19 protein-coding genes and 2 pseudogenes are annotated in these 23,110 nt (G+C 67.8%); 5 read left to right on the top strand and 16 right to left on the bottom strand.

Features of this window, described 5'->3' with window-relative positions; all coding sequences use genetic code 11:
* Positions 1 to 16 precede the first annotated feature (16 nt).
* Positions 17 to 1,546, top strand: coding sequence for an alpha/beta fold hydrolase (locus tag ABD331_RS58135; protein WP_344495760.1), 1,530 nt, complete (start codon positions 17 to 19; stop codon positions 1,544 to 1,546).
* 269 nt (positions 1,547 to 1,815) lie between these two features.
* Positions 1,816 to 2,916 carry a serine hydrolase domain-containing protein gene (locus ABD331_RS58130; RefSeq protein WP_344495758.1) on the top strand — a complete coding sequence of 367 codons (1,101 nt, stop codon included), beginning with the start codon at positions 1,816 to 1,818 and terminating at the stop codon, positions 2,914 to 2,916.
* A 322-nt stretch (positions 2,917 to 3,238) separates the two neighbouring features.
* On the opposite strand, the gene ABD331_RS58125 is transcribed toward ABD331_RS58130, so the two are convergent.
* The 6 genes from ABD331_RS58125 to ABD331_RS58100 all read right to left on the bottom strand — a co-directional run bounded on the left by ABD331_RS58125 (position 3,239) and on the right by ABD331_RS58100 (position 10,723).
* Positions 3,239 to 4,309 (bottom strand): maleylacetate reductase, encoded by a 1,071-nt coding sequence (locus tag ABD331_RS58125; protein ID WP_344495756.1) that lies wholly within the window; start codon positions 4,307 to 4,309, stop codon positions 3,239 to 3,241.
* Entirely contained in the window at positions 4,306 to 5,169 is an 864-nt protein-coding gene (locus tag ABD331_RS58120; RefSeq protein ID WP_344495754.1) for a dioxygenase family protein, read from the bottom strand. Before ABD331_RS58120 ends, ABD331_RS58125 begins: the two co-directional genes overlap by 4 nt.
* Before the next feature lie 15 nt (positions 5,170 to 5,184).
* Positions 5,185 to 6,690, bottom strand: coding sequence for a CoA-acylating methylmalonate-semialdehyde dehydrogenase (locus ABD331_RS58115; RefSeq protein WP_344495752.1), 1,506 nt, complete (start codon positions 6,688 to 6,690; stop codon positions 5,185 to 5,187).
* Between the two features lie 101 nt (positions 6,691 to 6,791).
* Positions 6,792 to 7,724: an alpha/beta hydrolase gene (locus ABD331_RS58110; RefSeq protein WP_344495750.1), complete on the bottom strand. Its 933-nt coding sequence runs from the start codon at positions 7,722 to 7,724 to the stop codon at positions 6,792 to 6,794.
* A 138-nt stretch (positions 7,725 to 7,862) separates the two neighbouring features.
* Positions 7,863 to 9,209, bottom strand: a complete 1,347-nt coding sequence (locus ABD331_RS58105) for an amidohydrolase family protein (protein ID WP_344495748.1) — start codon at positions 9,207 to 9,209, stop codon at positions 7,863 to 7,865.
* On the bottom strand, positions 9,206 to 10,723 hold the full coding sequence (locus tag ABD331_RS58100) for an FAD-dependent oxidoreductase (RefSeq protein WP_344495746.1): 1,518 nt from the start codon (positions 10,721 to 10,723) through the stop codon (positions 9,206 to 9,208). The genes ABD331_RS58105 and ABD331_RS58100 overlap by 4 nt, the downstream gene beginning before the upstream one ends.
* A gap of 185 nt (positions 10,724 to 10,908) precedes the next feature.
* On the opposite strand from ABD331_RS58100, the gene ABD331_RS58095 reads away from it, so the two are divergent.
* Positions 10,909 to 11,742: an IclR family transcriptional regulator domain-containing protein gene (locus tag ABD331_RS58095; RefSeq protein WP_344495744.1), complete on the top strand. Its 834-nt coding sequence runs from the start codon at positions 10,909 to 10,911 to the stop codon at positions 11,740 to 11,742.
* A 267-nt stretch (positions 11,743 to 12,009) separates the two neighbouring features.
* On the opposite strand, the gene ABD331_RS58090 is transcribed toward ABD331_RS58095, so the two are convergent.
* The 7 genes from ABD331_RS58090 to ABD331_RS58060 form a co-directional block, all read right to left on the bottom strand.
* A complete protein-coding gene (locus ABD331_RS58090; protein ID WP_344495742.1) occupies positions 12,010 to 13,155 on the bottom strand; it encodes a sugar ABC transporter substrate-binding protein in 1,146 nt (381 codons plus the stop codon).
* A gap of 57 nt (positions 13,156 to 13,212) precedes the next feature.
* Positions 13,213 to 14,244: an ABC transporter permease gene (locus ABD331_RS58085; protein WP_344495740.1), complete on the bottom strand. Its 1,032-nt coding sequence runs from the start codon at positions 14,242 to 14,244 to the stop codon at positions 13,213 to 13,215.
* Positions 14,231 to 15,811: a sugar ABC transporter ATP-binding protein gene (locus ABD331_RS58080; RefSeq protein ID WP_344495738.1), complete on the bottom strand. Its 1,581-nt coding sequence runs from the start codon at positions 15,809 to 15,811 to the stop codon at positions 14,231 to 14,233. The genes ABD331_RS58085 and ABD331_RS58080 overlap by 14 nt, the downstream gene beginning before the upstream one ends.
* A complete protein-coding gene (locus tag ABD331_RS58075) occupies positions 15,805 to 16,551 on the bottom strand; it encodes an SDR family NAD(P)-dependent oxidoreductase (RefSeq protein ID WP_344495736.1) in 747 nt (248 codons plus the stop codon). The genes ABD331_RS58080 and ABD331_RS58075 overlap by 7 nt, the downstream gene beginning before the upstream one ends.
* 41 nt (positions 16,552 to 16,592) lie before the next feature.
* On the bottom strand, positions 16,593 to 17,102 hold the full coding sequence (locus tag ABD331_RS58070) for a flavin reductase family protein (RefSeq protein ID WP_344495734.1): 510 nt from the start codon (positions 17,100 to 17,102) through the stop codon (positions 16,593 to 16,595).
* A gap of 26 nt (positions 17,103 to 17,128) precedes the next feature.
* Positions 17,129 to 18,169 (bottom strand): acyl-CoA dehydrogenase family protein, encoded by a 1,041-nt coding sequence (locus tag ABD331_RS58065; protein ID WP_344495732.1) that lies wholly within the window; start codon positions 18,167 to 18,169, stop codon positions 17,129 to 17,131.
* Between the two features lie 362 nt (positions 18,170 to 18,531).
* Entirely contained in the window at positions 18,532 to 19,305 is a 774-nt protein-coding gene (locus ABD331_RS58060) for an IclR family transcriptional regulator (protein ID WP_344495730.1), read from the bottom strand.
* 273 nt (positions 19,306 to 19,578) lie between these two features.
* Between ABD331_RS58060 and ABD331_RS58055 the strand changes: the two genes are divergently transcribed.
* Both ABD331_RS58055 and ABD331_RS58050 read left to right on the top strand, forming a co-directional pair.
* Positions 19,579 to 20,247 carry a cysteine hydrolase family protein gene (locus ABD331_RS58055; RefSeq protein WP_344495728.1) on the top strand — a complete coding sequence of 223 codons (669 nt, stop codon included), beginning with the start codon at positions 19,579 to 19,581 and terminating at the stop codon, positions 20,245 to 20,247.
* 306 nt (positions 20,248 to 20,553) lie between these two features.
* Entirely contained in the window at positions 20,554 to 21,018 is a 465-nt protein-coding gene (locus ABD331_RS58050) for a glycoside hydrolase family protein (RefSeq protein WP_344495726.1), read from the top strand.
* A gap of 114 nt (positions 21,019 to 21,132) precedes the next feature.
* On the opposite strand, the gene ABD331_RS58045 is transcribed toward ABD331_RS58050, so the two are convergent.
* The 3 genes and pseudogenes from ABD331_RS58045 to ABD331_RS61250 form a co-directional block, all read right to left on the bottom strand.
* Positions 21,133 to 22,221: a helix-turn-helix domain-containing protein gene (locus ABD331_RS58045; protein ID WP_344495724.1), complete on the bottom strand. Its 1,089-nt coding sequence runs from the start codon at positions 22,219 to 22,221 to the stop codon at positions 21,133 to 21,135.
* 125 nt (positions 22,222 to 22,346) lie between these two features.
* Positions 22,347 to 22,691, bottom strand: a pseudogene (locus ABD331_RS58040) (IS982 family transposase); the annotation flags it as partial.
* Between the two features lie 87 nt (positions 22,692 to 22,778).
* Positions 22,779 to 23,110 (bottom strand): annotated as a pseudogene (locus ABD331_RS61250) (IS701 family transposase); the annotation flags it as partial.

The following is a 23,110-nucleotide window of genomic DNA, read 5'->3' as shown; positions in this document are numbered from 1 at the left end:
GACATATCGCACTTCATTGGCGGCCTTGGTCCTGACGCTGGCCGGGTTGGTGGCCCATCCCGTCACCGCCGGCGCCACCACGAACGCCGGCTCGAGCTTCGACGTGTCGCCGGTGCAGTGGAAGAGCTGCCCGGCCTACTCCGATGAGGTGATTGGCGCCGTAGGTGTGACGCAGGACAAGGTCACGGCTTTCAAGACGCTCATGAAGCGCCTTGAGTGCGGGACGGTCAGCGTCCCGCTGAACCATCGTGACCCCGCCGGGCGGCAGATCGACATCGCGGTGACCCGGCTGGCCGCCACGGACCAGGCCCACCGGCTCGGCGCCATCGCCGTCCTGCCGGGCGGGCCGGGCAACAGCGGCTACCTGGACCCCATCCTGCGGGGCGCGCTGCGCAACGAGGAGATGGCGGGCCTTGCCGAGCGCTACGACTTCATCGGCTTGGACCCCCGCGGGGTCGGCTACAGCACCAAGGTCGCCTGCCCGGCCGGGCAGATGGGCCCGCAACAGCCCGGCCCGCTGACCGAGGAGACGGCCCGCAAGAACTACGAGGCGGGGGTCGCGGCCAATCAGAAGTGCGGCAACTCCGACCCCGCCTTCCTCGGACAACTCACCACTGACAACGTCGCCAAGGATCTGGACCTGATACGGGCCGCGCTGGGCGAGGACGAGCTCAACCTGCTCGGCTTCTCCTGGGGCACCCGCCTGGGCATGGTGTATCGCAGCCTGTTCCCCGCACGCAGCGGACGGGCCTTCCTGGACAGCCCGGCGTCACCGTCGGCCCGGATGGACGAGTACTTCGTGGGCACCGCGCTGGCGGCCGAGCGCAACTTCGGGCGCATGGCCACCTGGCTGGCCCGCCGGAACAAGACCTACGGCCTCGGCGCCACCGCCCGGCAGGTACGCGACCAGGTGACCAAGCTGGTGCGCGCCCTCGACAAGAACCCCAGGACCTTCACCGACCTGCAGCGCCCCCTCGACGGCTCGGCCGTGGCCGACCTGGCCAGGCGTACCTCGTCCGAGTGGGCGCGCGCCGGCAAGGCGCTGGCCGAGCTGCGCACGGCGACCGGCAGCACCGCCCCGCCCACCGTCAAGGAGCTGTTCGGCGCCCCGATGACGCCCGTGCCCGGCGCACCCGAGACGCTGAACCAGACCATGAACCTGGCCGTCGCGTGCAACGAGGACGCCAGCCGGCTCGCGTTCGACACCGCCTGGCGCGCCTACCAGAAGCTGCGCAAGCGCCTGCCGGTGACCGGCCGGACCGCCGGGCCGGCGACCATGTGCGCCGGCTGGCCGCTACCGGTGCAGGAGCCCACACTGAAGCGGGGCGAGGGGTCGCTGGTGCTGGCCGGGCACCTGTACGAATCCATGTCCGTCTACGACTGGGCGCTGCAGAGCCGCCGGACCGTCGGCGGCACCGTCTACACGGTCGCCGACGACATGCACGTCTCGACCACCCGCGTGCCCGAGTGCGCCGCCGACGTGGCGCGGTACTTCGAAACAGGCACGATCGACAAGGGCTGCCCGGGCATGGCGACCCCGAACTGACGACCGTTCCAGGGTCCGGCGACCGGCCACCGGACCCGGCGATCTCGGTCGTCAACCGCAGCCCAGCGACACGCAAGCTGTGTCCTTGGAGGCGCAGAGCGCGCATGGAAACAACGAGGAAGCCCCGTCTCGTCCAGACCTGACCTCGAACGGCGCGGTCGGCGGAACCTGTCGGGCTGTGATGACTAGCTGAAGGAAGGACTTTCGTGAATCGTGCGACAGCAGCAGGCCTCGCTGGACTGGTATGCGCCGCGTTGACGCTGAGCACCATGCCCGCCGCAGCCGCGCCCGCTGCGATCCGGCCCAGTACGGGTGACGTGCAGAAGGCGCTGGAGACGCTGGCGAAGACGCCCGAGGTCGTAGGGGCCATCGGCGAGGTCTACATCGACGGCAAGCGCGTCGACAAGGGCTCGGCCGGCACCCGCCTGCTGGACGGCAAGGGCGGTGTGATCCCGTCCGGCACGCGCTTCCGCGTCGGCTCCCAGACCAAGCAGATGACCGGAGTGGTGGTGCTGCAACTGGTCAAGGAGGGCAAGCTGGCCCTGGATGACAAGCTCAGCGACCTGCTGCCCGAGGTGGCCGAGAAGGACCAGGTGGAACGGGCCGGCGAGATCACCTTGCAGCAGCTCGTCCAGCACACCTCCGGCATCCCGAACTTCTTCGACGACAAGCTGGTCGACACCTTCGACTTCACCACCTACTATTCCCCGATCGAACTGGTGAAGAAGTCACGCACCCTGCCTCGCGCCCAGGAGCCGGGGGAGAAGTTCTCCTACTCCAACACCAACTATCTGCTGCTCGGCCTCATCATCGAGAAGTACACCGAGCACAGCCTCGCCGCCGAGTTCGAGCAGCGTGTCTTCGACCCCGTCGGCATGGGCGACTCCTACCTGCCCGTCAAATTCCCCGGCGCCGTCAAGGGCCCGCACAACCACGGCTACTTCCCCGACAAGAACGGCAAGCCGCGCGACGTCGACCGGCTCAACATGAGCTACGGCTACGCGGCCGGCGGCGTCATCTCCACCGCCCACGACATCAGCGCCTTCCAGCGAGCCTTCGTCCAGAACCGGCTGCTGCCCAAGGAACTGAGGGAAGTGCTCATGGGGGCGCCGACAACCCCGCCGCAGCCGTCCGGGCAGCCAGCCGAGGGCGAGGACGCCCAGCAACAGCCTGCGCTGCCATGCGGGGGCCAGCCGGCGATCATCGCGTTCAAGGGTAGCGCCCCCGGCTTCAACGCCGTTACCTTCACCTCGCCCGACGGCCGCACGCAGTTCGCTCTTTCGGCCACCTTGTCCGTCTCCAACATCGACGAATCCGTGGACCCGCTTCTCGTGCAGGCCGCTGAAGCCGTCTTCTGCCCGAAGGGCTGAAGACGGCAAGGAACAGCCCTCGAAGCGTCGAGAGCTGAGCCTGCCAAGCACGAACTCGCACTCGCGAGCCTGGCAGAAGTGGCTAGGCTTGACATTCCGTTCCGGGTCGTCGGGCGGGGTACCTGCGGTGATCTGTCCGATGAGCGGCGGGAGCTGATCCGGAGCAATAGTCAAGATCTGTGGATCATGAGTCGGTGGCTCTTGTGTCGAATGCTGTCGCAATGTGCCCGATGCGTCGCTCCGCACAGAAATACCCATGCCAAGAATGGTCGGTGCGGCGGCGGACCTCCTGGTAGTACGCAGGTAACGACCCGGCAGGGCACTACCGGGAACGTGACGGGTGTCCCAGCGACGCCTCGAGAATCCGGATCAGATCATCACGACCTGGCTCGCGTGGATTACTGTAAGGGCTTCGCAGGACCTCATCGACTATCCCGTCGATGTCGCCGTGTGACATGCCGAGGTCCGAGAGCGTGCGTCCCCAACTGAGCTCATCCACCAAAAGCCTGAACTTCACAGCCACCTCGTCCGGACTGCTGAGGCCCATCGCGCGGGCCAGGACCTCGCCCGCGCGTGGCGCGAACGGCAGGTTGAACGCCACCACGTGCGGCAACAAGGCCGCGTGGGTCTCCGCATGGGGCAGGTTGAGGCTTCCGCCGAGAACGTGACACAGTTTGTGGTGCAAGCCCATTGTCGTGGCGCCCAGGCATGCGCCGCAGAGCCAGGCGCCGCGGAGCGCACCGGCGCGGGCTTCCAGGTGGGCAGGCTGCTCCTTGAGGATCGGCAGCGCCCACAGAAACTCGCGGAGCCCCTGCTCCGCCATGGCTGCGACGACAGGCGAGCTGTCGGGTGCGTAGAGCGCTTCGATGGCGTGAGCCATGGCGTTCAGCCCGCTGTTGACCGTGACGGTGACGGGCAGGCCGTAGGTGAGCTCCGGGTCGTAGACGACCGAGCGCGGCAGGACCCGCCGGTCCCGCCCTGTCACCTTTCTCTCTGCCTCGGTGAGCCCCCAGATCGGGGTCATCTCGGAGCCCGCGTACGTCGTCGGCAACGCGATGATCGGAAGGTCGTGCCGCAGCGCCAGGGCTTTGCCCAGCCCAATGGTCGAGCCGCCTCCCGCGACCACGCATCCGTCGGCGCCCGCCTCCGCGAAGGCCGACTCGGCCTCCCGCACGGCCTGTGTCGGGACGTGCATCCGGGCCCCGGCGAAGACACCGCCCGCGCGATCACCCAGGAGCCCCGCGACCCGCTCACCCAGCTCTCGCTGCTCCGGTGTACAGAGCACCAGGACCTTTCGCAACTGGAGGCGATCGGCCTCAGCTGCGAGTTCCGTGATCGCTCCTGCCCCGAAGATCACGTGCATGGGCAGTGCCTCGTACCGGAGAACGTTCATCGGGCGTCGTCCCTCACCAGCCGCAGCAGGAAGCCGGCGCGCCGGAACGGAGCCGCGACCCCCCAGCGGGCGGCTTCGTCGGCATCCTGGCTTTCCGCGAAGTCCACCACGAGGTTCTTCTTCACCGCGAACACGGCATCACTCTCGATGTAGGGACTGTCCGCGACGAACATGTGCGTCGTCAGCGGTCGATGCCCCGGCGCGTCGGCGATCACGTGGATGTGTGCCGGACGGTAGGGATGACGGCCCGTCGCATTGAGCAGCCGCCCCACCGGGCCGTCCGTCGGGATCGGATAGTGACTCGGCACCACCGTCCGGAACCAGAACCGGCCGTCAGCGTCCGCGGTGAAGTAGCCGCGGCCGTTCCCCGGTGGCTGCGCCTCCGGCTGTTGGACGTCGTAGAAGCCCTCGGCATTGCACTGCCACACATCGAGCGTCGCATGTGGCAGCGGTTCGCCGTCCAGACCGGTGACATGGCCGGTCACCACACAAGGCTGGCCGGCACCGTCCAGGTTGATCGAGTCACCGAGCTCACGCACGGGGGAGGCCGTCATGTGGAACGGCCCGAGTACCGTGCTCTCGGTTCCACCCTGCGCGCCGTTGACGGTCTCGACGAGCATCGACACTCCGAGCACGTCGGACAGGAGGACGAACTCCTGTCGCGTGGCGTCACAGGCGTGCCCTACGTCCGTCAGGAAGCCGATGGCCGCATCCCACTCGGCGACGGTCGGCCTCACCTCGCGGACCAACTCGTGAAGGTGCCTGGTCACCGCCTCCAGGATCTCGCGGAGCCGCGGATCCTCTGTCCGTGTGAAGCTCGCGAGCACTGCGGGCAGCGCTGTGGTCTCGTTGAAGTCCATGTGCCTTTCCTGTCTTCAGTCGCTGTTCGGGAAGTCGAAGCTGGCGCCGCTACCGGTGGGGCCGGCGAGGGCGCCCGGCCAGCGCGACGTGACGACCTTCGCGCGGGTGTAGAAGGACACACCCTCCGCGCCGTGAACATGTCTGTCGCCGAAGAGCGAGTGCTTCCAGCCGCCGAAGGAGTAGAAGGCCAAGGGAACCGGGACCGGAACGTTGATGCCGATCATCCCGACGTGCACCCCTCGCTGGAACCGGCGGGCCGCGGCGCCGCTGGACGTGAAGAGCGCAGTGCCGTTCCCGTACGGATTCGCGTTGATCAGATCGATGGCATCGGAAAGGTTGTCAGTTCTGACGACCGAAAGTACCGGGCCGAAGATCTCCTCGCGGTAGACCTCCATGTCCGTCCGGACGCCGTCGATGAGGGTGGGGCCCACGAAGAAGCCGTCCTCGTGTCCCTCGACGACGATGCCACGGCCGTCGACAACCAGGTCGGCACCTTGTTCTGCTCCGCTGCCGATGAGTCTGTTGATCCGGTCGCGTGCCTGCGCGGTCACCACGGGTCCCATCTCGCTACCTGTGTCCGTCCCGGGGCCGACGCGGATTTTTCGTGCGCGCTCCGCAACGGCCTCCACCAGCGCGTCCGCCGCACTGCCGATCGCAACAGCGGCGGAGACGGCCATGCATCGCTCACCGGCGGAGCCGTAGGCGGCCGCGACAAGATGGTCGGCGGCGAAGCCCCGATCGGCATCGGGGAGCACCACGGCGTGGTTCTTCGCTCCCCCAAGGGCTTGGACCCGTTTGCCCTGCGCCGACGCGCGCTCGTGGATGTAGCGAGCGACAGGCGTCGAGCCGACGAACGAGACGGCGGCGACGTCCGGTGAGTCCAGGAGCGCATCGACCGCCGGCCTATCGCCGTGGACGACGTTGAAGACCCCGTCAGGCAGACCTGCCTCCTTCCAGAGCTTGGCCAGATGCACGGCGGCAGACGGAACCCGCTCACTCGGCTTGAGGATGAACGTGTTCCCGGTCGCGATCGCGATGGGGAACATCCACAGGGGAACCATCGCCGGGAAGTTGAACGGCGTGATGCCTGCGCAGACGCCCAGCGGCTCCCGGAACGAGAACGTGTCGACCCCTGTGGACACCTGGTCGGAGTAGCTTCCCTTGAGCAGTGAGGGCATCCCGCAGGCGAACTCCACGACCTCGAGACCGCGCTGCACCTCCCCGAGCGCGTCCGAGAGCACCTTGCCGTGCTCGTCGGAGATCATTCGTGCGAGCACGGCCGCATCGCGACGCACGAGTTCCCGGAAGGCGAAGATGACCTGCGTCCGACGCGTCAGGGAGGTCTCCGCCCACCCGGGGAAAGCTGCCAGGGCGGCGGCAACCGCTGCCGAGACCTCCGCGTCGTCAGCCAGGAGCACCTCACGTGCCTGGACGCCGGTGGCGGGGTTGAACACGCGGGCGGTGCGGGTGGACTCGCCGGTGGTGGACTGTCCGGCGATCCAGTGCTGGACGACGGTCATGAGCCATGACTCCTTCAGTTTCTTAGAGCGGGCGGCGACCGCGATGAGCGGCTCCTGGATCCGGCCTGGATGGTGCGCCGGCGTTGTCGTGCCGGCCCGGGTCAGCCGAGGCTGCGCCTGAGCGCTTCGGTCAGCTCGCTGACGGCGCGGTCGGCCGCGGGTGAGACTCCGGGCATTCCGAAGAAGGGGTGAATGAGATCGGGGTACACCCGCAGGGTCGCGGGGACACCGTGCTGGAGGAGCTTCCCGGCGAAGACGATCCCGTCGTCACGGAGGGGGTCGAAGCCGGCGACGGCGACGATCGTCGGCGGCATCAGGTGGAGGTCGTCGGCGAGCGCGGGCGACACTCGCTCGTCAGCGGCCAGGGCTCGGTCGCCGCTGACGTACAGCTTGCTGATGACCTCCAGGTCCGCCGTCTCGAGGAAGTATCCGGACGCGTTCTCGACCGTCGAGGGATAGGACGCGGTGAGGTCGGTGACCGGCGACGCAACCAGGACGGCGGCGGGGGGAGCACCGCGGCGGGCGGCAAGGAGTGCAGTGACCACCGCCAGGTTCCCGCCGGAGCTCTCCCCCACGAGGCCGATGCGTCCCGCGGCACCGCCGAGGTCGGAGATGTTGTGCCGCACCCACTCCAGCGCCGCGCCCGCGTCCTCCACCGCCGAAGGGAACGGATGCTCAGGCGCCAACCGGTAGTCGACGGACACGACGACCGCTTCCAGCTCGTTGCACAGCCGGCGGGCGACGTCCTGCGTGAGATGCGCACTGCCCACGATGAACCCGCCCGGATGAAAGTACAGGACGGTGGGGACGGGCCCTGGCGCATGGGGACGGAAGATCTTCAGCCGGAGTCCGTCCTCACCGATCAGTTCGTCGTGCTCGGAGGCGACGGAGGCGAAGCTCTCGGGGTCCCAGCCCCCCTGGATCGCGGCCTCCAGCCGGGCCCGCATGTCAGCGGGCTCGCCGTCGAACGTGCCGGGCGCTCCGACCGATCTGAGGAAGCCGAGGAAGTCGGAGAAGGCGGGGTCGAGGGTCATGCGATTCCTTTCTTGCCAGGGGCACAAGTGGGGCGTGTCATCGCGCCGGTGGGCTGCGGGCGCACCGGCAGGTGAGTGCCGGTGGCCGGGCGCACGGTTGCGGCGGCACCGGCGAATCGGTTCGGGGCCGGCCGGTGGTCAGCCTCGGAGAACACGTCGTTGCGACTCCTGCGCCAGGTCGCGAACGCGGTCGTGGTCGACACCCACCAGGCGGCCGGCGCGTTTCCGGATGTTCCCACCGACGATCACGGTGTCGACGTTCCCTGGGTGGGCCGCGTTGACGACCGCGGCGATCGGTTCGACCACGGGGTGGAGATTGAGGTCTCTCGTCCGGAGCAGGACGACGTCTCCTGCCTTGCCGACCGCGATGCTGCCGACCGACTCGCCCAGACCAAGGGTTTCGGCGGCCGACTGTGTCGCCATGCGGAAGACGTCCTCCACGGAGAAGGTGCTCGGCCGTTCCTCGAATCGTGAGTCCCCGCCGTTGACCCGGGCACGGGTGGCCGCGAGTGCGACCTTCATCTGAACGAACATGTCAGCGGCTCCGAACGCCTCGGTGTCCGAGCTGAGGCCGGTGGTGACGCCAAGTCCGCGTAGCCGGTCGATCGGTGTATGGCCGATGCCGGGGAATCCCTGCTCGTGCTGCGGTGCCACCGCCGCGCTGACGCCGTGCTCCGCCATCATGCGGAGCTCGTCGTCGCTGTTCTCACTGCAGTGGACGAAGGTGAGATCGGGGCCGAGAAGACCGGCCTCGTTCATCTGGGCGATGGCGGCGACGGCACCGAACTCCTTGCCGCAACCCATGTGAATGGAGGTCCGGATTCCGAGGTCTCGTGCCATCGCCAGATCGTGGCGGGTCACGTCCATCGTGGACAGTTCGGGGCCACGACCCGCCAGGGCCAGTGTCACCAGTGCGCTGTCGTCTGAGAGGACCTGCTCGCGGATGCGTCGAAGGTCGTCGGTGTGGTTCCGGCTGCTGCCCATGATCCAGCTCGGTAGATCCACGAGTGGCCAGCCGTGACCGAAGACGGCTCGGAGACCGGCGTCCTGGAGGGCACGGATCGCGGCGTCGCTGTGCTCGGGCGAGTTCTGGACGTGCGACCAGTCCATGAGGGTCGTCGTGCCGGCCTCAAGTGCCGCCAACGCTCCGAGCAGCGTGCCGATGTAGACATCGTCGGGCGTGTACGTCGAACCCAGGCGACCGAACATCTCACCGAAGTAGGTCATCAGATCCGTCGCCGTGCACCGGTGCCGGACCGCTGACTGCCAGGTGTGCTTGTGGGCGTCCACCAGGCCCGGAATGACCAGCAGGTCCGTCGCGTCGATCTGCGTGGCCTCCGGCGCTTCGATGGTTTCGGAGATTTCGGCGATGATCCCGTCGCGGATCAGGACATCGGCCGCCCCGATCGTGCCGGGGCCGGCGTCGCCCGTGACGACCCGGCCGCCCTTCACCAGCAACGCCGGTGGCGCGGCACCCGCACTCATCCGGTCACCTGCTGTGCCTCGGTCCTGACACCCCGGCAGGTCGACACGTCGTACGCCTTTTGGATCTCGTCGTCGGAGGGCGGCACCGACCACGCTCGGGCGACATAAGCGTCCGGGCGTATCAGAACCGCTGCGGCCTCGCTGAGCGAGCCGGTGAGCCGGGAGCCTGGGGCGAGGATCCGCGTGATGCGTCCGTTCACCGCACGATCACGCGGAGCAACCTCGGCCTGTTCGACGAGGACGAAGTCGCTGCGGGCCGCCACGTCGTTGTAGGTGGTCTCGCCCAGGTCGAACTGCCGTACCCGCGTGCCGTCCGCCACATGGGGATCGGCGCCCCGGTGGTAGGTCGTTCTGAAGCCGCTCAGCCGGTCCCTGAGGATGGCGTTCACCTCGGGAATCGGCACGAGTTCCGCCTCGAAGAAGCGCTTCAGCTCAAGCCCGGCCGACGTGAAGTCGAAGTGGAGCTTGCACTGGGTCGCCACGTCGTTCATGACGTCCTGGAGTACGGGGTGCCGCTCGTCGTGGTAGGTCTGCAGGAGTTCGCGGGGGGCGTCGCCCACTGCGACGAAGCCAAGCTTCCAGCCCAGGTTGAATGCGTCCTGGATGCAGTAGTTCATTCCGATGCCGCTGGCCGGATAGTGGACCCGGGTAGCCTCTCCCACCAGCGCCACCCGGTCCTCGACGAACCGGGGAACCATGCGGTGCGCGTCACCGTAGCGCGAGATCCACTTGGCACCGGTGATCCCGAAGTCCTCACCCAGGATGGCTCGCAGGCTCTCGTTGACCTCGTCCATGGTCACCGGCTCGTCCCTGGGAACGTTCCGGCGGGCTTCCGCGACGATGATGAAGCGGGTCGTCCGCTCGCCGAACGGGTAGGCGAGCACCCATCCGTTCTCGTTGCGGTGCATGTGAACCGACGCCTTCCAGGGGAACGAGAGGTCGGCGTCCACGGAGACGGCCGTCATCTCGCTGTCGCGGCCCTCGAACGGTATCCCGGCGCGCAGCCGCACGAGGCTCCGTGCGCCGTCGGCTCCGACGAGGTAGCGGCCACGCAACTCCAGAGTGCCGCCGTCGCCGTCGAGTGCGCGCACCGTCACGCCTTCCGGGTCCTGCAGGTGCTCGCTGTAGGTGACACCGCGACGGACCTCGGCGCCGCACTCAACCGCCCAGGCGCGAAGCAGGTGCTCGGTGGTCGTCTGCGGGAGGATGAGAGCGTACGGATGAGCCGTGTCGAGCTGGTCGTAGCGGAGGCCGGTCAGCCCGGCATAGAAGTAGCGTGGAATCTCGAAGTCGGGACGCCAGTCCCGGGCCGCCTGCCGGAAACGCCCCATCAGACCGCGCGCGTCCAGAAGTTCGAGCACGCGCGGCTGGATGACACCGGCGCGTGAAGGGCTGTCACCTGTTCGTTTCTCCAGGACGATCACACGTGCCCCGCCACGCGCGGCCTCCGCGGCCACGGTGGCGCCCGATGGTCCTCCACCGATGACTATGACGTCGGCGTCAATGCTTCCCATCGCTGATCCTCGGTTCTTGTTCGCACAGCGGCGTTTCGTTCGCAGTGCGGTCGAACTTAAGTGGGCTCTCCTACCGTGTCAAGCTTTCGACGGCTCCTTGCCAGCGAAACAACGGGGCGGGATTCGTCGTACAGTTGTGCGCTATACGGTTGTCATCGGCATGTTCGGACGAGTAAGAGGTTTCTATGTCGCGCGACAAGACCAGCCCCGACTTCGTGGAAGCGCTGGCCCGAGGTCTCGACGTCATCAAGGCGTTCGGCCCTCACCGGCGCGCGATGTCGCTGACGGAGATCGCGAGCGAGACGGCACTGGCTCGCGCGACGGCCCGTCGGATCCTGCTGACCCTTGAGCAGCTCGGGTACGTACGATCGACTCCGGCCGGTTTCCTGCTCACCCCGCGCGTCCTCGAACTCGGCGTGGCCTACACGCTTTCGGCCGGCCTCTGGGAGATAGCCCAGCCACATCTGCGGGAGCTGGTCGTCGCCACCAACCAGGCGGCATCGGTCGCGTACCTCGACGGATCGGACATCATCTACGTGGCACGCACCGCTGCTCCGAAGGTGGTCGCCACGACGATCAATGCCGGAACGCGGTTCCCCGCCCGGAGCACCGCGCTCGGGAAGATGTTGCTCTCGTCCCTGTCGCCGGACGACCTCGCCCGCGCTCTGGCGACGCCGTCCGCTTCCTCGGTTCCGGCTTTCCGGGAGCAACCGATCGAACGCCTCGATGACGACCTGCGCGAGATCCGATCGCAGGGATGGGCCGCTACCCATGAGGAGATGTCTCCAGGAGTACGCTCGATCGCGGCACCGATCCGCGACGGCCAGGGCGAAGTGATCGCCGCCGTGAACTTGGCCGCCATCGCCGCAGAGGTCACGCACCAGCAGATGACAGAGGAGTACCTGCCGCTCGTCCTGCTCGCGGCAAGCGAGATCGGCCGCGAGTACGCCCTCGTGCGAAGCTCCCCGCAGGAACTGGTCCCGACACGCTCAGCCCTGAACACCACGGGTGGCTCATGATTCGGCGGTGACCGTCCGCGGCGATCATCTGCGAGCGGTGAGCCGGGCTGCCCGGTCGGCGCCGGCACCGTGCGGGCGGTCGCGGTGGCGAACCCGATCGTGCCTGCACGACCGGCTCGGACGATCGCCTCGGCCGGGTCGGTGCGGCCCGCCATCATGATCTCCTGCGGACGCGGTTCGCAAGCGCCCGCGTAAGCTCGCCACCACGATCTCATGGTCGCTCATGCCTTTCCTGGCTCCATCGGTCATGCGGCCACGCCGTACGAACTACTGCCAGAGTGCGCGGTACTCGGCCTGGTAATCGTCTCCGCCGAACCAGCTGCTGTTGTCCCAACCGGCCTGGCTGACGTCGAGCGAACCCACGTTGCCGGCGTTGAAGACCCGCACCGGGGAGAGGTACTTCGTGGCATCGACCTTCTGGCCGATCATGAGGCGAAGCAGCACGTCCGCCTCGTTCCAGCTGGTGCGTACGACGTCCCAGCCGACCGTCGCGAACAGGCTCTTCTTGGCCGCCAGGTTCTGGAGGTCGCTCAGCGTCGTGGCGGCGGTCGATGCGGGGATGTGGCCCATGCCGGCGTCGATCGCGCCCTGGGTTGTGGCGTCGGCGACGTTCGAGAACTCGGGCATGAGGTAGTTGACACCGGGATGGGCGAGGATCGCGGCGCTGACCTTCGACGGCAGTTGCTGCATGTCCGCGGACTTCGTCTCGACGGTCGTGACCTGGCAGCCCGGGCAGTAGGTCTTGAACTCCTCCATGCCGCCCTCGTACCGCGACTTCGTCGAATCGCTGTCCGTGATCTCGACGCCGACGACGTTCGCCTTGCCCTTGGAGCCGGCGATGATGGCGTCGGCCGCCAACTGCACGGGAAGCTTGGGCTCCGGTCCGACCGTCACCACGGTGGACGGGGAGCCCTCAGGGAGCGGGAGCGTGCCCAGCACGACAGGGATTCCGGCGTTCAGCGCCTTCTGGTACGACTGCTGCGCGATCGCCGGAGAGATCGAGTCGACGACGATCCCCGAGTAGCCCCCGTTGGTGGCCTGGTCGAGGCAGGCCGACATCGTGGCGGGGTTGGCCTCTGCGTCGCAGATGTCCGCCTGGACCCCGGCGGCCGTGAACGCGGCTTTGAGCGCCTTCCAACTGGTGACGAAGAAGGGGACCGAGGCCACGGCGGGGATGTACATGACCTTCTTGCCCTTCAGCGCCGCGGGGTCGCTGAGCTTCTCGGTCGGGACATACCCGTCGATGACCTGGCTGTACTTCGCGATCTGCTGCTCGGCGTGCGTGACACCTGCCGTGTCGCCGGCGGCTTCGGCGGCACCGGTGTCGGAGGACCCGCAACCGGCGACGATGAGCGCGACGGCGATCCCCGTCGAGGCGAGGGCCGCGCGTCCACCACCGCTTTTTGTGGACATCACTGTGATCCTTTCGTTGGTGACCGGCGCACTGCGAGAGTGCGGACGTGGCGCCCGTCAGCCCTGCTGGGACCGACGGAGCACCAGCGTCGAAACGGTGACGGCGAGCATCAGCGCGGCGCCGTAGAAGACATCGCTGACCCAGCCCGTGAACCCGAGAATCTGGAGCCCGAGGATGCCCGTCTGCAGGAAGTAGACGGCGATGACCATTCCCAGCGGGTTGAACCGGCCGGGTTGCACGATCGCCGTCCCGAGGAACACCGCCGAGAACGTGGGGAGGAGGAACGCGCCCGAACTGGAGGGGTCGTAGCTCCCGAGGCCCAGCACGAGGAGTACGCCGCCGACACCGCACAGCAGACCCGACGCCGCGTAGGCGCCGATGCGGAGGGTGCTGACCGGGATGCCCGCGAGGCGGGCGACCTCGGGGTTCGAACCGATGAACCGCAGGTGCTGGCCGAGCGGGGTGAACGTGAGAACGTAGAAGCCCACGATCGATGCGGCGAGCGCGTAGTAGAACCCGAGCGGCAGCCCGAGCACCGTCGTGTTCGTGACTGCCGCCGCGCCGGCGCTGATCCCGCTGATGGTGTTCGCATGTGAGATGAGCAGCGCGATCCCGAGGAGCAACGTCGCCATGCCGAGGGTGACGACGATGGGGTTGATCTGCAATTTGACGACGATGAGCCCGTTGACGACGCCGACGACGACCGAGGCCACCACCGCCACCGCCACCGCGGCGGCGACCGGCCACCCGTGGAGGACGTTCAGGACGGGGACGACCGTCGCCGCCAGGCCGAGGTTCGAGGCAATGGAGAGGTCGAACTCGCCGACGACGAAGACGACGATCAGCGCGAGCCCCAGGAAGATCAGTGCCTGTCCCTGCTGCGATCCGAAGATCGCCCTGTACGTTCCCGGCTGCAGGAAGGCCGCAGGTCGCAAAAGCATGTAGAAGGCGGTGAGGAGAACCCACATGCCGACGACGGCGAACCTGCCGCTGATCGAGCCCACGCTGACCAGTCGCGGTGAGGTGAAGGCCGGCGGCTCCGGCGCTTCGACGGCGATGGCGGAGCTCTCGCTCTCACGCTGTGGCATGGGCGATCTCCGAGCTGATACCGGTGTAAACCGCATCGATGATGGTGTGCGGCTCGACGTCCGCGTCGGTCAGTTCGTGCACGACCCGGCCGTCTTGCATGACGAGCACGCGGTCGCAGACGGTGGCGAGGTCGGTGGTCTCCAGCGAGGACACGAGGACAGCGACCCCTTGCGAGGCTTGCCGGCGGAGCTCGAGCAGGATCTGTTGCCTGGCACCGACATCGACGGCCTGCGTCGGCTCGTGCACCACCAGGACACGAGGCTTGTTTCCCAGCCACTTGGCCAGGAGGAGCTTCTGCTGGTTGCCGCCGCTGAAGGCGCCCAGGCGCAGATCGGGGCTGGGCGGTGAGAGACCCAGCGACCGGATGGCGTCGGCGAACTCGCTCAGCTGCCAGCCCCGCCGGAGCGCGAACCGACCGCCCTTCGCGTGCAGCCGCGGGAGTGTGAGGTTCTCCAGAGCGGTCATGTCCGCGGCCAAGCCCTGGCCGAGGCGGCTGCCGGGCACCAGGCACAGGCCGGACCTCGTCACCGTGGCGGGGGTCAGCGAGCGCAATGCCAGCTCGACCCCATCGATCCGGAGGGCCCCCTCCGACGCGCTCAAGGAACCGGCCAGGACGTAGGGAAGCACGTCGTAGGCGGAGTCGCTCGTTCCGATGACGCCGACGACCTCACCGGCGAACACCTGGAACGAGGCACCCTTGAGACCGGAGCCCGCCAGCTCCAAGGCCGCGAGTGCTTCCTTGCCGCGCCGCGCGCTCTCTGTCTTGAGACTCTGCCCTCCCAGGTACGCCGAGGCGGACTTGCCCAGAATGAGCCGGGTGAGATCGGCCTCGCTCAGCCCTTCGGTCGATTCGCCGACGACGGTGGCCCGCCCGTCCTCGAGCACGGTGACCTTGGAGCAGAGGGCGAGAATTTCATCGAGCCGGTGACTGACCATGAGCACGGAGGTTCCTGATGCCGCGATCGCACGCACCTGGGCGTACAGCTCGCGCAGGATGTCGCGCGGGAGAGACTGCGTCGACTCGTCGAGAACGATGAGACCGGTGCCCAGCGCGATGCCCTGAAGCGCACGGGCGATCGCCACGCTGGCCCGCTCGGCATGCCTGAGGGTGCGGACCGTCGCGTACGGGTTGATCGAGGTCGCGCCCAACGTGGCGAGGGCTCGTGCCGCGTGGGTCGCCTCGGCACGCCAGCGGATCCGGCGCGTGAACCGACCCGCCTCGTAGTGACCGATCCGAACGTTCTGGACCACGCTGGCGTCCAGGTCGAGGCCCAGGTCCTGGTGCACGAAGGCGATGCCGTGCTTCTGCAGCTCGCGGGCCGACGCCGGCATGGGGACAGCGGCACCGTCGATGCGTACGTCGGCTCCGGCGTCCGGCGCGTACACGCCTGACAGCAGTTTGATGAGCGTGGACTTGCCGGAGCCGTTCTGGCCGACGAGTCCGTGGATCTCGCCCGGAAGGACATCGAGAGCGACCTCGTGCAGTACGCGGACGCGCCCGAAGGTCTTCGACGCGTTCCTGATCGACAGCCTCGGAGCCGTCGTCGCGTCCGTCGCCGTCACCATGCGGAGTGCCCTGCCTCGACCGGCACCACGGCACCGGTCATGAACGAGGCTTCATCGCTCACCAGGAAGACCGCGACGTTGGCGATCTCCTCCGGCCGGGCGAGGCGCGGGATCATCTGACGGCCGGTGAGCAGGCTGATCGCTTCGTCGCGGTCCTCGAAGCTGGCGATGTGCCCGGCCGCCATGGCGGTGTCGACACCGCCCGGGCAGATCGCGTTGACACGAATGCCGGGGGCGAGCTCGGCCGCGGCCGATCGCGTCAGCCCGATCACCGCGGACTTCGACGCCCCGTACACGCCCACGCCGGGAAGCGCGACGAGGCCTCCGATAGAGGAGACGTTGACGATCGACCCTGCCCCGGACTTCCGCATCTCGGGCACGATGCGTTGGATCGTCAGCAGTTGAGAGAGGCAGTTGACGTGCATGATTCTGTCGAAGTCGGCGACGGTGGTTTCCATCAGCGACTGTGGGATCAGGATGCCGACGTTGTTGACGAGCCCGTCGACACGACCGAACCGTTCGACTGCGGTGGTCGCGAGCTCGTCGATCGTGGCCGGATCGGCGATGTCCCCCGACACTGCCGCCGCCAGGCCGGGGCCGACCAGCCGCGCGGTCTCATCCAGGGACTTCTCGTCTAGATCGGTAATACCGACATGGGCGCCGGCTTCGGCGAACCGCACCGCTGTGGCGCGACCGATGCCGCTGCCCGCCCCGGAGATCAGGACGACCTTCCCGGTCATACTTGTCATCGTCGAGCGATTCCTTTCTCGGGCATCAGGTGTCAGGCGACGAGACCGCGGAAGCCGCTGGCGTGGAAGACCAGAGGCGCGACTTCGTCGTTCCTGCGATGCCGCCGGACACGCAGGACCACAAGCTCGTGGTCGCCGTACGTCGCGATGTCGTGGATGTTGCACTCCAGCCAGCCGGCCGCGTCGGCGATGAGGACCGCACCCTGCGGGGTGGCGGACCAGCCGGCGCCGCTGAGACGGTCGAACCGGCCGCGGCGGGCCAGATTGCGGCACAGCTCCTTCTGGTTCGCGGCGAGGACCGACAGACCGATCCGCGGGCTCGCCGCCAGAAGAGGCCAGGTCGATGAGCCCTGCTGCACGCATACCGCGACCAGCGGTGGCTCGATCGAGATCGTGTTGAAGGAGCTCACGGCGAAGCCGACAGGGTCGCCGTCGTGCATCGCGCACATCGCCATGACTCCGGTCGGGAACTGTCCGTAGACGCCACGCAGCGCCGTGGGGTCAGCGGCCGACGTTGCCGCGTCGTCGAGCTCGATCGCCATGTCGTTCCTTCCTTCTCCCCTCTCGCTCAGGCCGCGTCGCCGTGGGCGACGAGGCACGAGCCGAGCAGGCGGTAGTTCCCGGGCGAGACCGCGATGTGCTGTCCTGCGGCGAGGACGTCCCGCAGGAGGCGCTCGAACGAATTCGGCAGATACAGGCCCGACGTGCCCGCGTGGCGGTAGGCCGTGTGCGCACAGTCCAGGGCGACCTCGGTGACGTGAGTCGCGGCGGCCAGCCCTTCCATCCCGGGCCGGGTCACGTCCGCCGCGTCGTCGCTCAGTACCTCGTAGGCGTGCTCCTGCACGGACACCGCGAGCGCCTCGGCGGCATCGAGAGCCATGGTCAGGCGCCCGAGGTCGGTGATGACGTGGTCGGGCCGGCCCCGCCGGTCCGCAAGCGCCGCGAGCTCGCGCAGCGACCGCCGGCCGATGCCGAGCGCGATCCCGGTGTGCTCGTAGGCCGCTTTCGCGACGCCGCCCAGCCGGTACTGCGGGCCGCCCCTGAGACGTGTCTCGGTCGGCACGATCCGGTGGTCGGGCACGAAGTACTCGGTGAGCGACACGTCATAGCTGCCGGTCCCGCGCAGGCCGAGGACATGCCAGGTGTCGTGGATCTCGACATGGGCCTTCGGGAGGACCCCGTGGACGGTTCGGCCTGAACCGTCGTCGAGCGCGCCGCACAGGCGAACCCACGATGCCTGACGGACGCCGCTGCAGGTCTTCCACCGGCCGTCGAAGATATAGCCGCCCTCGACCTTGCGAGCGCGACCCGTCGCGGGCGTCACTCCGGCGGCGATGGGAACGCCGTCCGCGAAGACCTCCTGGACGCCCTCGTCGCTGAGGAACGCGCTCATGAAACCGGTGCTGTTGTTGTTGACCATGACGTTCCAGGCGGTCGACACGTCGATCTCGGCGATCGCCGCGAGGACCAGCATCTGTGTCGCGGGTGAGGCCTCGGTACCGCCGAGCTCCCGGACCGGCCTCATCTTGAGCAGCCCCACATCGGTCAGCGCTTCGACGGCCTCGGGGACGAGATACCTGGCCTCCTCGGACTCGCTCGCAGTACGCATGAGGACATCTCGAACCTTTCCGACACACCCCATCAGCTCAGCACGTACGGCGTGTTCGTCATCCCTCTCGACGTGAGTCATGGCCCTCTCTCAGTGGCGTGATCGTTGAATCCCTGCGGACCCGCGTCGTCACAGGTGTGATGGACGCCATGCTGCCCGCATTACGGAATTTCTAGACTGCATCGTGGGCAGTGTCAATAGTCGCATGCGTCATCGACCGACGGTCTCGCCGTCGGCCTTCAGAACATCAGCGCAGGTCGAGACGTCTGCATCGGCGCTTCTGCACCGCCGGCGACCGCCCATCGGGCAGGCTGATCACGCCGCACTCGGATGGGTCGGAGACCCCGCCCCGATCCCGTCGGTCAGAGTGCGTCAGACACGGAAGAGAGGCTCGATCCGGCATCTCGCCGGACGGCCAGCAAGGCCTCGGTGACCTTCGTTTCGATGAGGTCGAACCGCTGCGATGGCACGACGACGGAGACGGCCAGGGGAACCCTGGCAGCGGACCAAAGCGCGATCGCCGCGCAACTGACACCGACCGCCGACTCTTCGCGGCTGTAGGCCACGCCAGTCGACCGGACCTCGGAGAGATTTCTCGCCAGTTCCTCACGGTCCGTGAGGGTGTTCGGCGTAAGTCGTTCCAGCTTCGAGGGCAGCATGTCGAGCGCCGCCTCCGCGCTGTGGGCGGCCAATAAGGCCTTCCCCTTCGCACTGCAGTGCAAGGGGAAGGTCTGACCCGTCTCGGCGATCGCGCGCAGGGTGTGCGACGTCGTCGGGATCACGTGGATCACGCGCACCCGGCTGCCGTCCTTGACCGCACAGTCGACGGTCTCTCCGAGTTGCTCGGCAAGGAGCCGCATGTACGGCTCGACAGGTCGCCACAGCTCGGTAGTCGCGGCCGTGGCCATCCGCGCGAAGACCGGTCCGATCACCACCTGACCCGGCAGGGTGCCCGCCGCCAGGAATCCTTCGGCGATCAGGGCGGCGACGATGCGATGCACCGTCGAGCGCGGCAGAGCGACCCGGTCAGCCAGTTCCGTCAGGCTCAACCCGAGCGGCTCGACTTCCAGGACCCTCAGCAACTGGGCCGCACGTGCGATCACCTGCACACCATTGGGCGCCCCGAGACCCGTCATGGCTCGCACCCTACCGGCTGCCACCCCGTGCTGGCACATGCCGTCGCGAGCCGCGGCATCGACATCGCGTGGACTCAGCGATCAACGTCCCGCGCCCCTTGCGCCTCCCGGCCTGCGGAAAGTAGGGTTCCGCCATCATCCGTAATGTGAAATTGCGCAACCGCATCGCGGGCAAAGATCGTTAAATCTCCATGATCGATGAAGGCAGCGGCCAGGATGGGCCTGCGGCCGGCCGGGGACCATCAACGGCCATCAACCGCAACGGAGCTTTCAATGACTGACGACGTCAACACGCTTCCATCGCTCGACCCGCGATCGACAGCACTGCTCAACGTGCACTGGCAGCATGACATCGTCCAGCGTTCCGGCGCCTTCGGCGCCTCCTTCGCGGACGAGATCGAGGACGGAGACGTCATCGGTCACGGAACTGAGCTCCTCGCTTTCGCACGCTCACGCGGGGTGATGGTCGCCCATGCTCGCGCCGCGTACCGGCCCGGTTACCCGGATCTGATCAGCAACTGCGCCCTCTTCGAACGAGTCGCGGAGACACAGTCCCTGCAAGAAGGAAGCCCCGGCGCGGAGATCATCTCGGAGTTCGCCCCTTCGGCAGGGGAGCCGATCCTCAGCCACGCCAGGACCTCCGCCTTCTTGGGCACTGAGCTCGACCTGCTGCTACGCACCCGCGGAGTTCGAAACCTGATCGTGACGGGTGTGGCGACCAACGTCACCGTCGAGGGAAGCGCTCGCGATGCCGTGAACCTGGGCTACCGGACGATCATCGCCTCGGACGCCTGCGCCGCCGCCGATCAGCAGGCCCACCAGGCGACCCTGGCGACCTTCCGCCTTCTGGGCTGGGCGGCTACGTCGAGCGAGATCGAGGCTGCGCTTGAGCTCTCCCCCCGATCACGCGACTCTGCCGCCCCCGTTGCGGGCCGCCCTTGAGCGCGCGTTGATGTGTGCACCGGCACCAGCGGCCCAGCCTCCGAGGACAGCGAGCCGCAGCCGGCGCAGGACCTCGCGCGGCAGCGACGTCAGGAGCGCGGCGAGGAAGGCCCGGTCCTTTCATCGGCAGGCGCGGAGTCGAGCGCGTCGCCATGATGCTCCCGTCGAACACTGAAATGTCCGAGGCCTGACAAGGCACGGCCCGCGAGGTCGGGCAGTGGTGCGGCAGGGAGAGGTGGCGGCGAGAGGTGGCAACAAGTGGCAACCGCTGGTCGATCGCGAGTGGACTGAGGCTTGATGGCGCCCGTGAAGCATGTCATCTGCAACCCGGTCGATCTCGCCTACCGCTACCAGGAGACTCGGCTGGCCGACCTGGAGCACGGCATTCAGCGGGAAGCCGCCGATCCGTCCGTCGTGCTGTTCCGAGGCCGGTATTACCTGTTCGCCTCGATGTCGCGGGGCTTCTGGCATTCGGCCGATCTGGTCGCGTGGAGCTACCGGCCGACGGAGAAGCTGCCGCCGTTCGACTACGCGCCCGATGTGCGGGAGGTGAACGGCGCCCTGTACATCTCCGCGTCACGGAGGGAGCAGAACTGCCCCTTCTTCAGGAGCGAGAACCCGCTCGCCGACGACTTCACCGAGGTCACGCCCGGATCGTTCCTTCAACGACGTCTTCTTCCCTGCCAGCGACCCCCTGTCGGGAACGCTGCTGTCGTTCGCGACCTTGGGCATCGGGTTCGCGGTGCGGCCGCTCGGCGGCTACCTCGGTGACAAGATCGGGCGCAAGCCCGTGCTGGTCGGCTCCCTGCTGCTGATGGGCGTCGCGACGGTGCTCATCGGGGCCGCTGCCGACATTGCGCCTGCCGAAAATTCGATCCATGCAGGTCAAGCGGCATGTGAGTATTCGTGGAGGACACCGCCGAGCCGGGCTCGTCGGCGTATCTTTAGGTCGGTGATTCGCGCTGGATCTGTGATCGGATCGGGGACGGTACGCAGCGGCGCCGCTTGGTCCAGGGCTTGGTGGGCTCGATGGTGGTTGTGGAAGTGTTCGTACTCGCGTAGGGCGTGCCGCAGGTGGTGTTCGTTCCATACGAGGCAGCGGTCGAGGACCTCGTGACGGCACGACTGCACCCACCGCTCCATGATGGGGTTCATGCGCGGCATTCGGATGCCGGTGAGCACGGTCTTGATGCCGGCTTCAGCGAGGATCTCATCCATGAGGGCGGGGAACTTCCCATCCCTGTCTCGGATCAGATAGCGTGCCCGGCAGCCCGCATCGTCCAGGTCCATCACCAGGTTCCTGATCGCCTGGGTGACCCAGTCGGCACTCGGGTGCGCGGTAGTGCCGAGCACCCGAATGCGCCTGGTGGTGTGCTCGATGACGGCCAGGATGTACTGGCGCTGTCCGTTCAGGGTGATGGTCTCGAGGAAGTCGCAAGCCAGCAGGGCATTGGCTTGCGAGCGCAGGAAGTACGCCCAGGTGGTGGACGCTCGCTCGGGCGCCGGATCGAGCCCCTCTTGCTTGAGGATCTCCCAGACCGTGGATGGTGCGACCTTGACGCCCAGCGTGGTGAGCTCTCCGTGAATGCGCCGATAGCCCCAGCCCGGGTTCTCCCGGACCAGGCGCAGAATGAGGGCGCGGATGGAGCGGACCGTGGGTGGGCGCCCGGGCCGCTTCGGCCGGCAGGTGCGGGCATGGCGCCGTTTCATCAGATCGCGGTGCCAGCGCAGGACGGTGTCCGGGCGGACGAGGAGTCGCAGCCGGTAGAGAGCCTCGCGGGGCAGCGGGGTCAGGAGAGCGGACAGAAAAGCCCGGTCTTCGGGTGCGAATCTCGCTTTGGTGTCGGCACCGAGTTGGCGTTCCAGGACGGTGATCTGGTGACGCAGGATGAGGATCTCCACGTCTTTGTCCCGATCGCTCATGGGCAGCAACCGCAGCGCGGCAAAGGCGTTCGTGATGGTCAGATAGGCCAAGCGAAGGAGCACAGCGGATCATCCTGCCGTACGCGCTTTCGTCTCCCGGGGGGCCGGCGCTCGCGTACGCCAAGCAAAGCCCTCGCAGAGTCATGACCTGGACGGATGTAATTGTCGGCAGGCGCAGTGCCGTCCATAAGTCGTAAAGGCTCGTGCCAGGTCGGGACCTGGCGTGCCAGCCACAACGCCGCCGCCGACATGGCCGGTCCCAGCGCACGCAGTTGCCGGTTGTACTGCGACTGGGACGGCAGTCTGGGGAACAGATGCCCGATCCGGCCGGCCGCCATCCGCATCCAGCGGCGTTCGTCGTCACACCGCAGCAGCACTTGCGCCACTGCCACGACCACCGCCTCGGCCGGGGTCAGCACCGGCGGCCGGCCCCGCCCGCGAGGCCGGCCCTGCGAAGGCATCACGTGATCGTCCAGATGCACGTAGAGTGCGGTCAGAAGGGCGTCCAAGTCAGTCTTCACACACCGACCATGGACGCCCTTCGTCACGCCCGCAGCCGATCACCGAATTTCACATCAGCGATCTAGTACTCCAGTGACACTTCGCGATCATGGTTCGGATCTGCGCTGGTAGTGGCAGTGCCGGGCGGTGGCCTGGTGGCGTCGGCGCCAGTCTGACCAGCGCAGAAGATCCGTGATGGAGCGGTGCCGGGTCAGCACGAGTGCGGCGAGCAGCCGGCGGATCTCGGGCAGGGTCAGCGGGATGCGGTCGTCGGCGGTGCTGGGTGGCTGGGCGGCGGCGATGGCTGTCAACACGGCCAGGGCGAGCAGAGCCAGGGTGATGTGACGGTGCCAGGCCGTCCAGCCGCGCACCTGGTAGTGGTCCAGGCCGACCTGCCCCTTGGCGGCCTGGAAGGACTCCTCTACCGCCCACCGGGCTC

Origin of the sequence: Nonomuraea monospora (assembly GCF_039531895.1) — a bacterium.
Taxonomy (GTDB): Bacteria; Actinomycetota; Actinomycetes; order Streptosporangiales; family Streptosporangiaceae; genus Nonomuraea; species Nonomuraea monospora.
The sequence above is the reverse complement of the archived record's forward strand: the minus strand, read 5'-3'. Positions and strand labels throughout refer to the sequence as shown.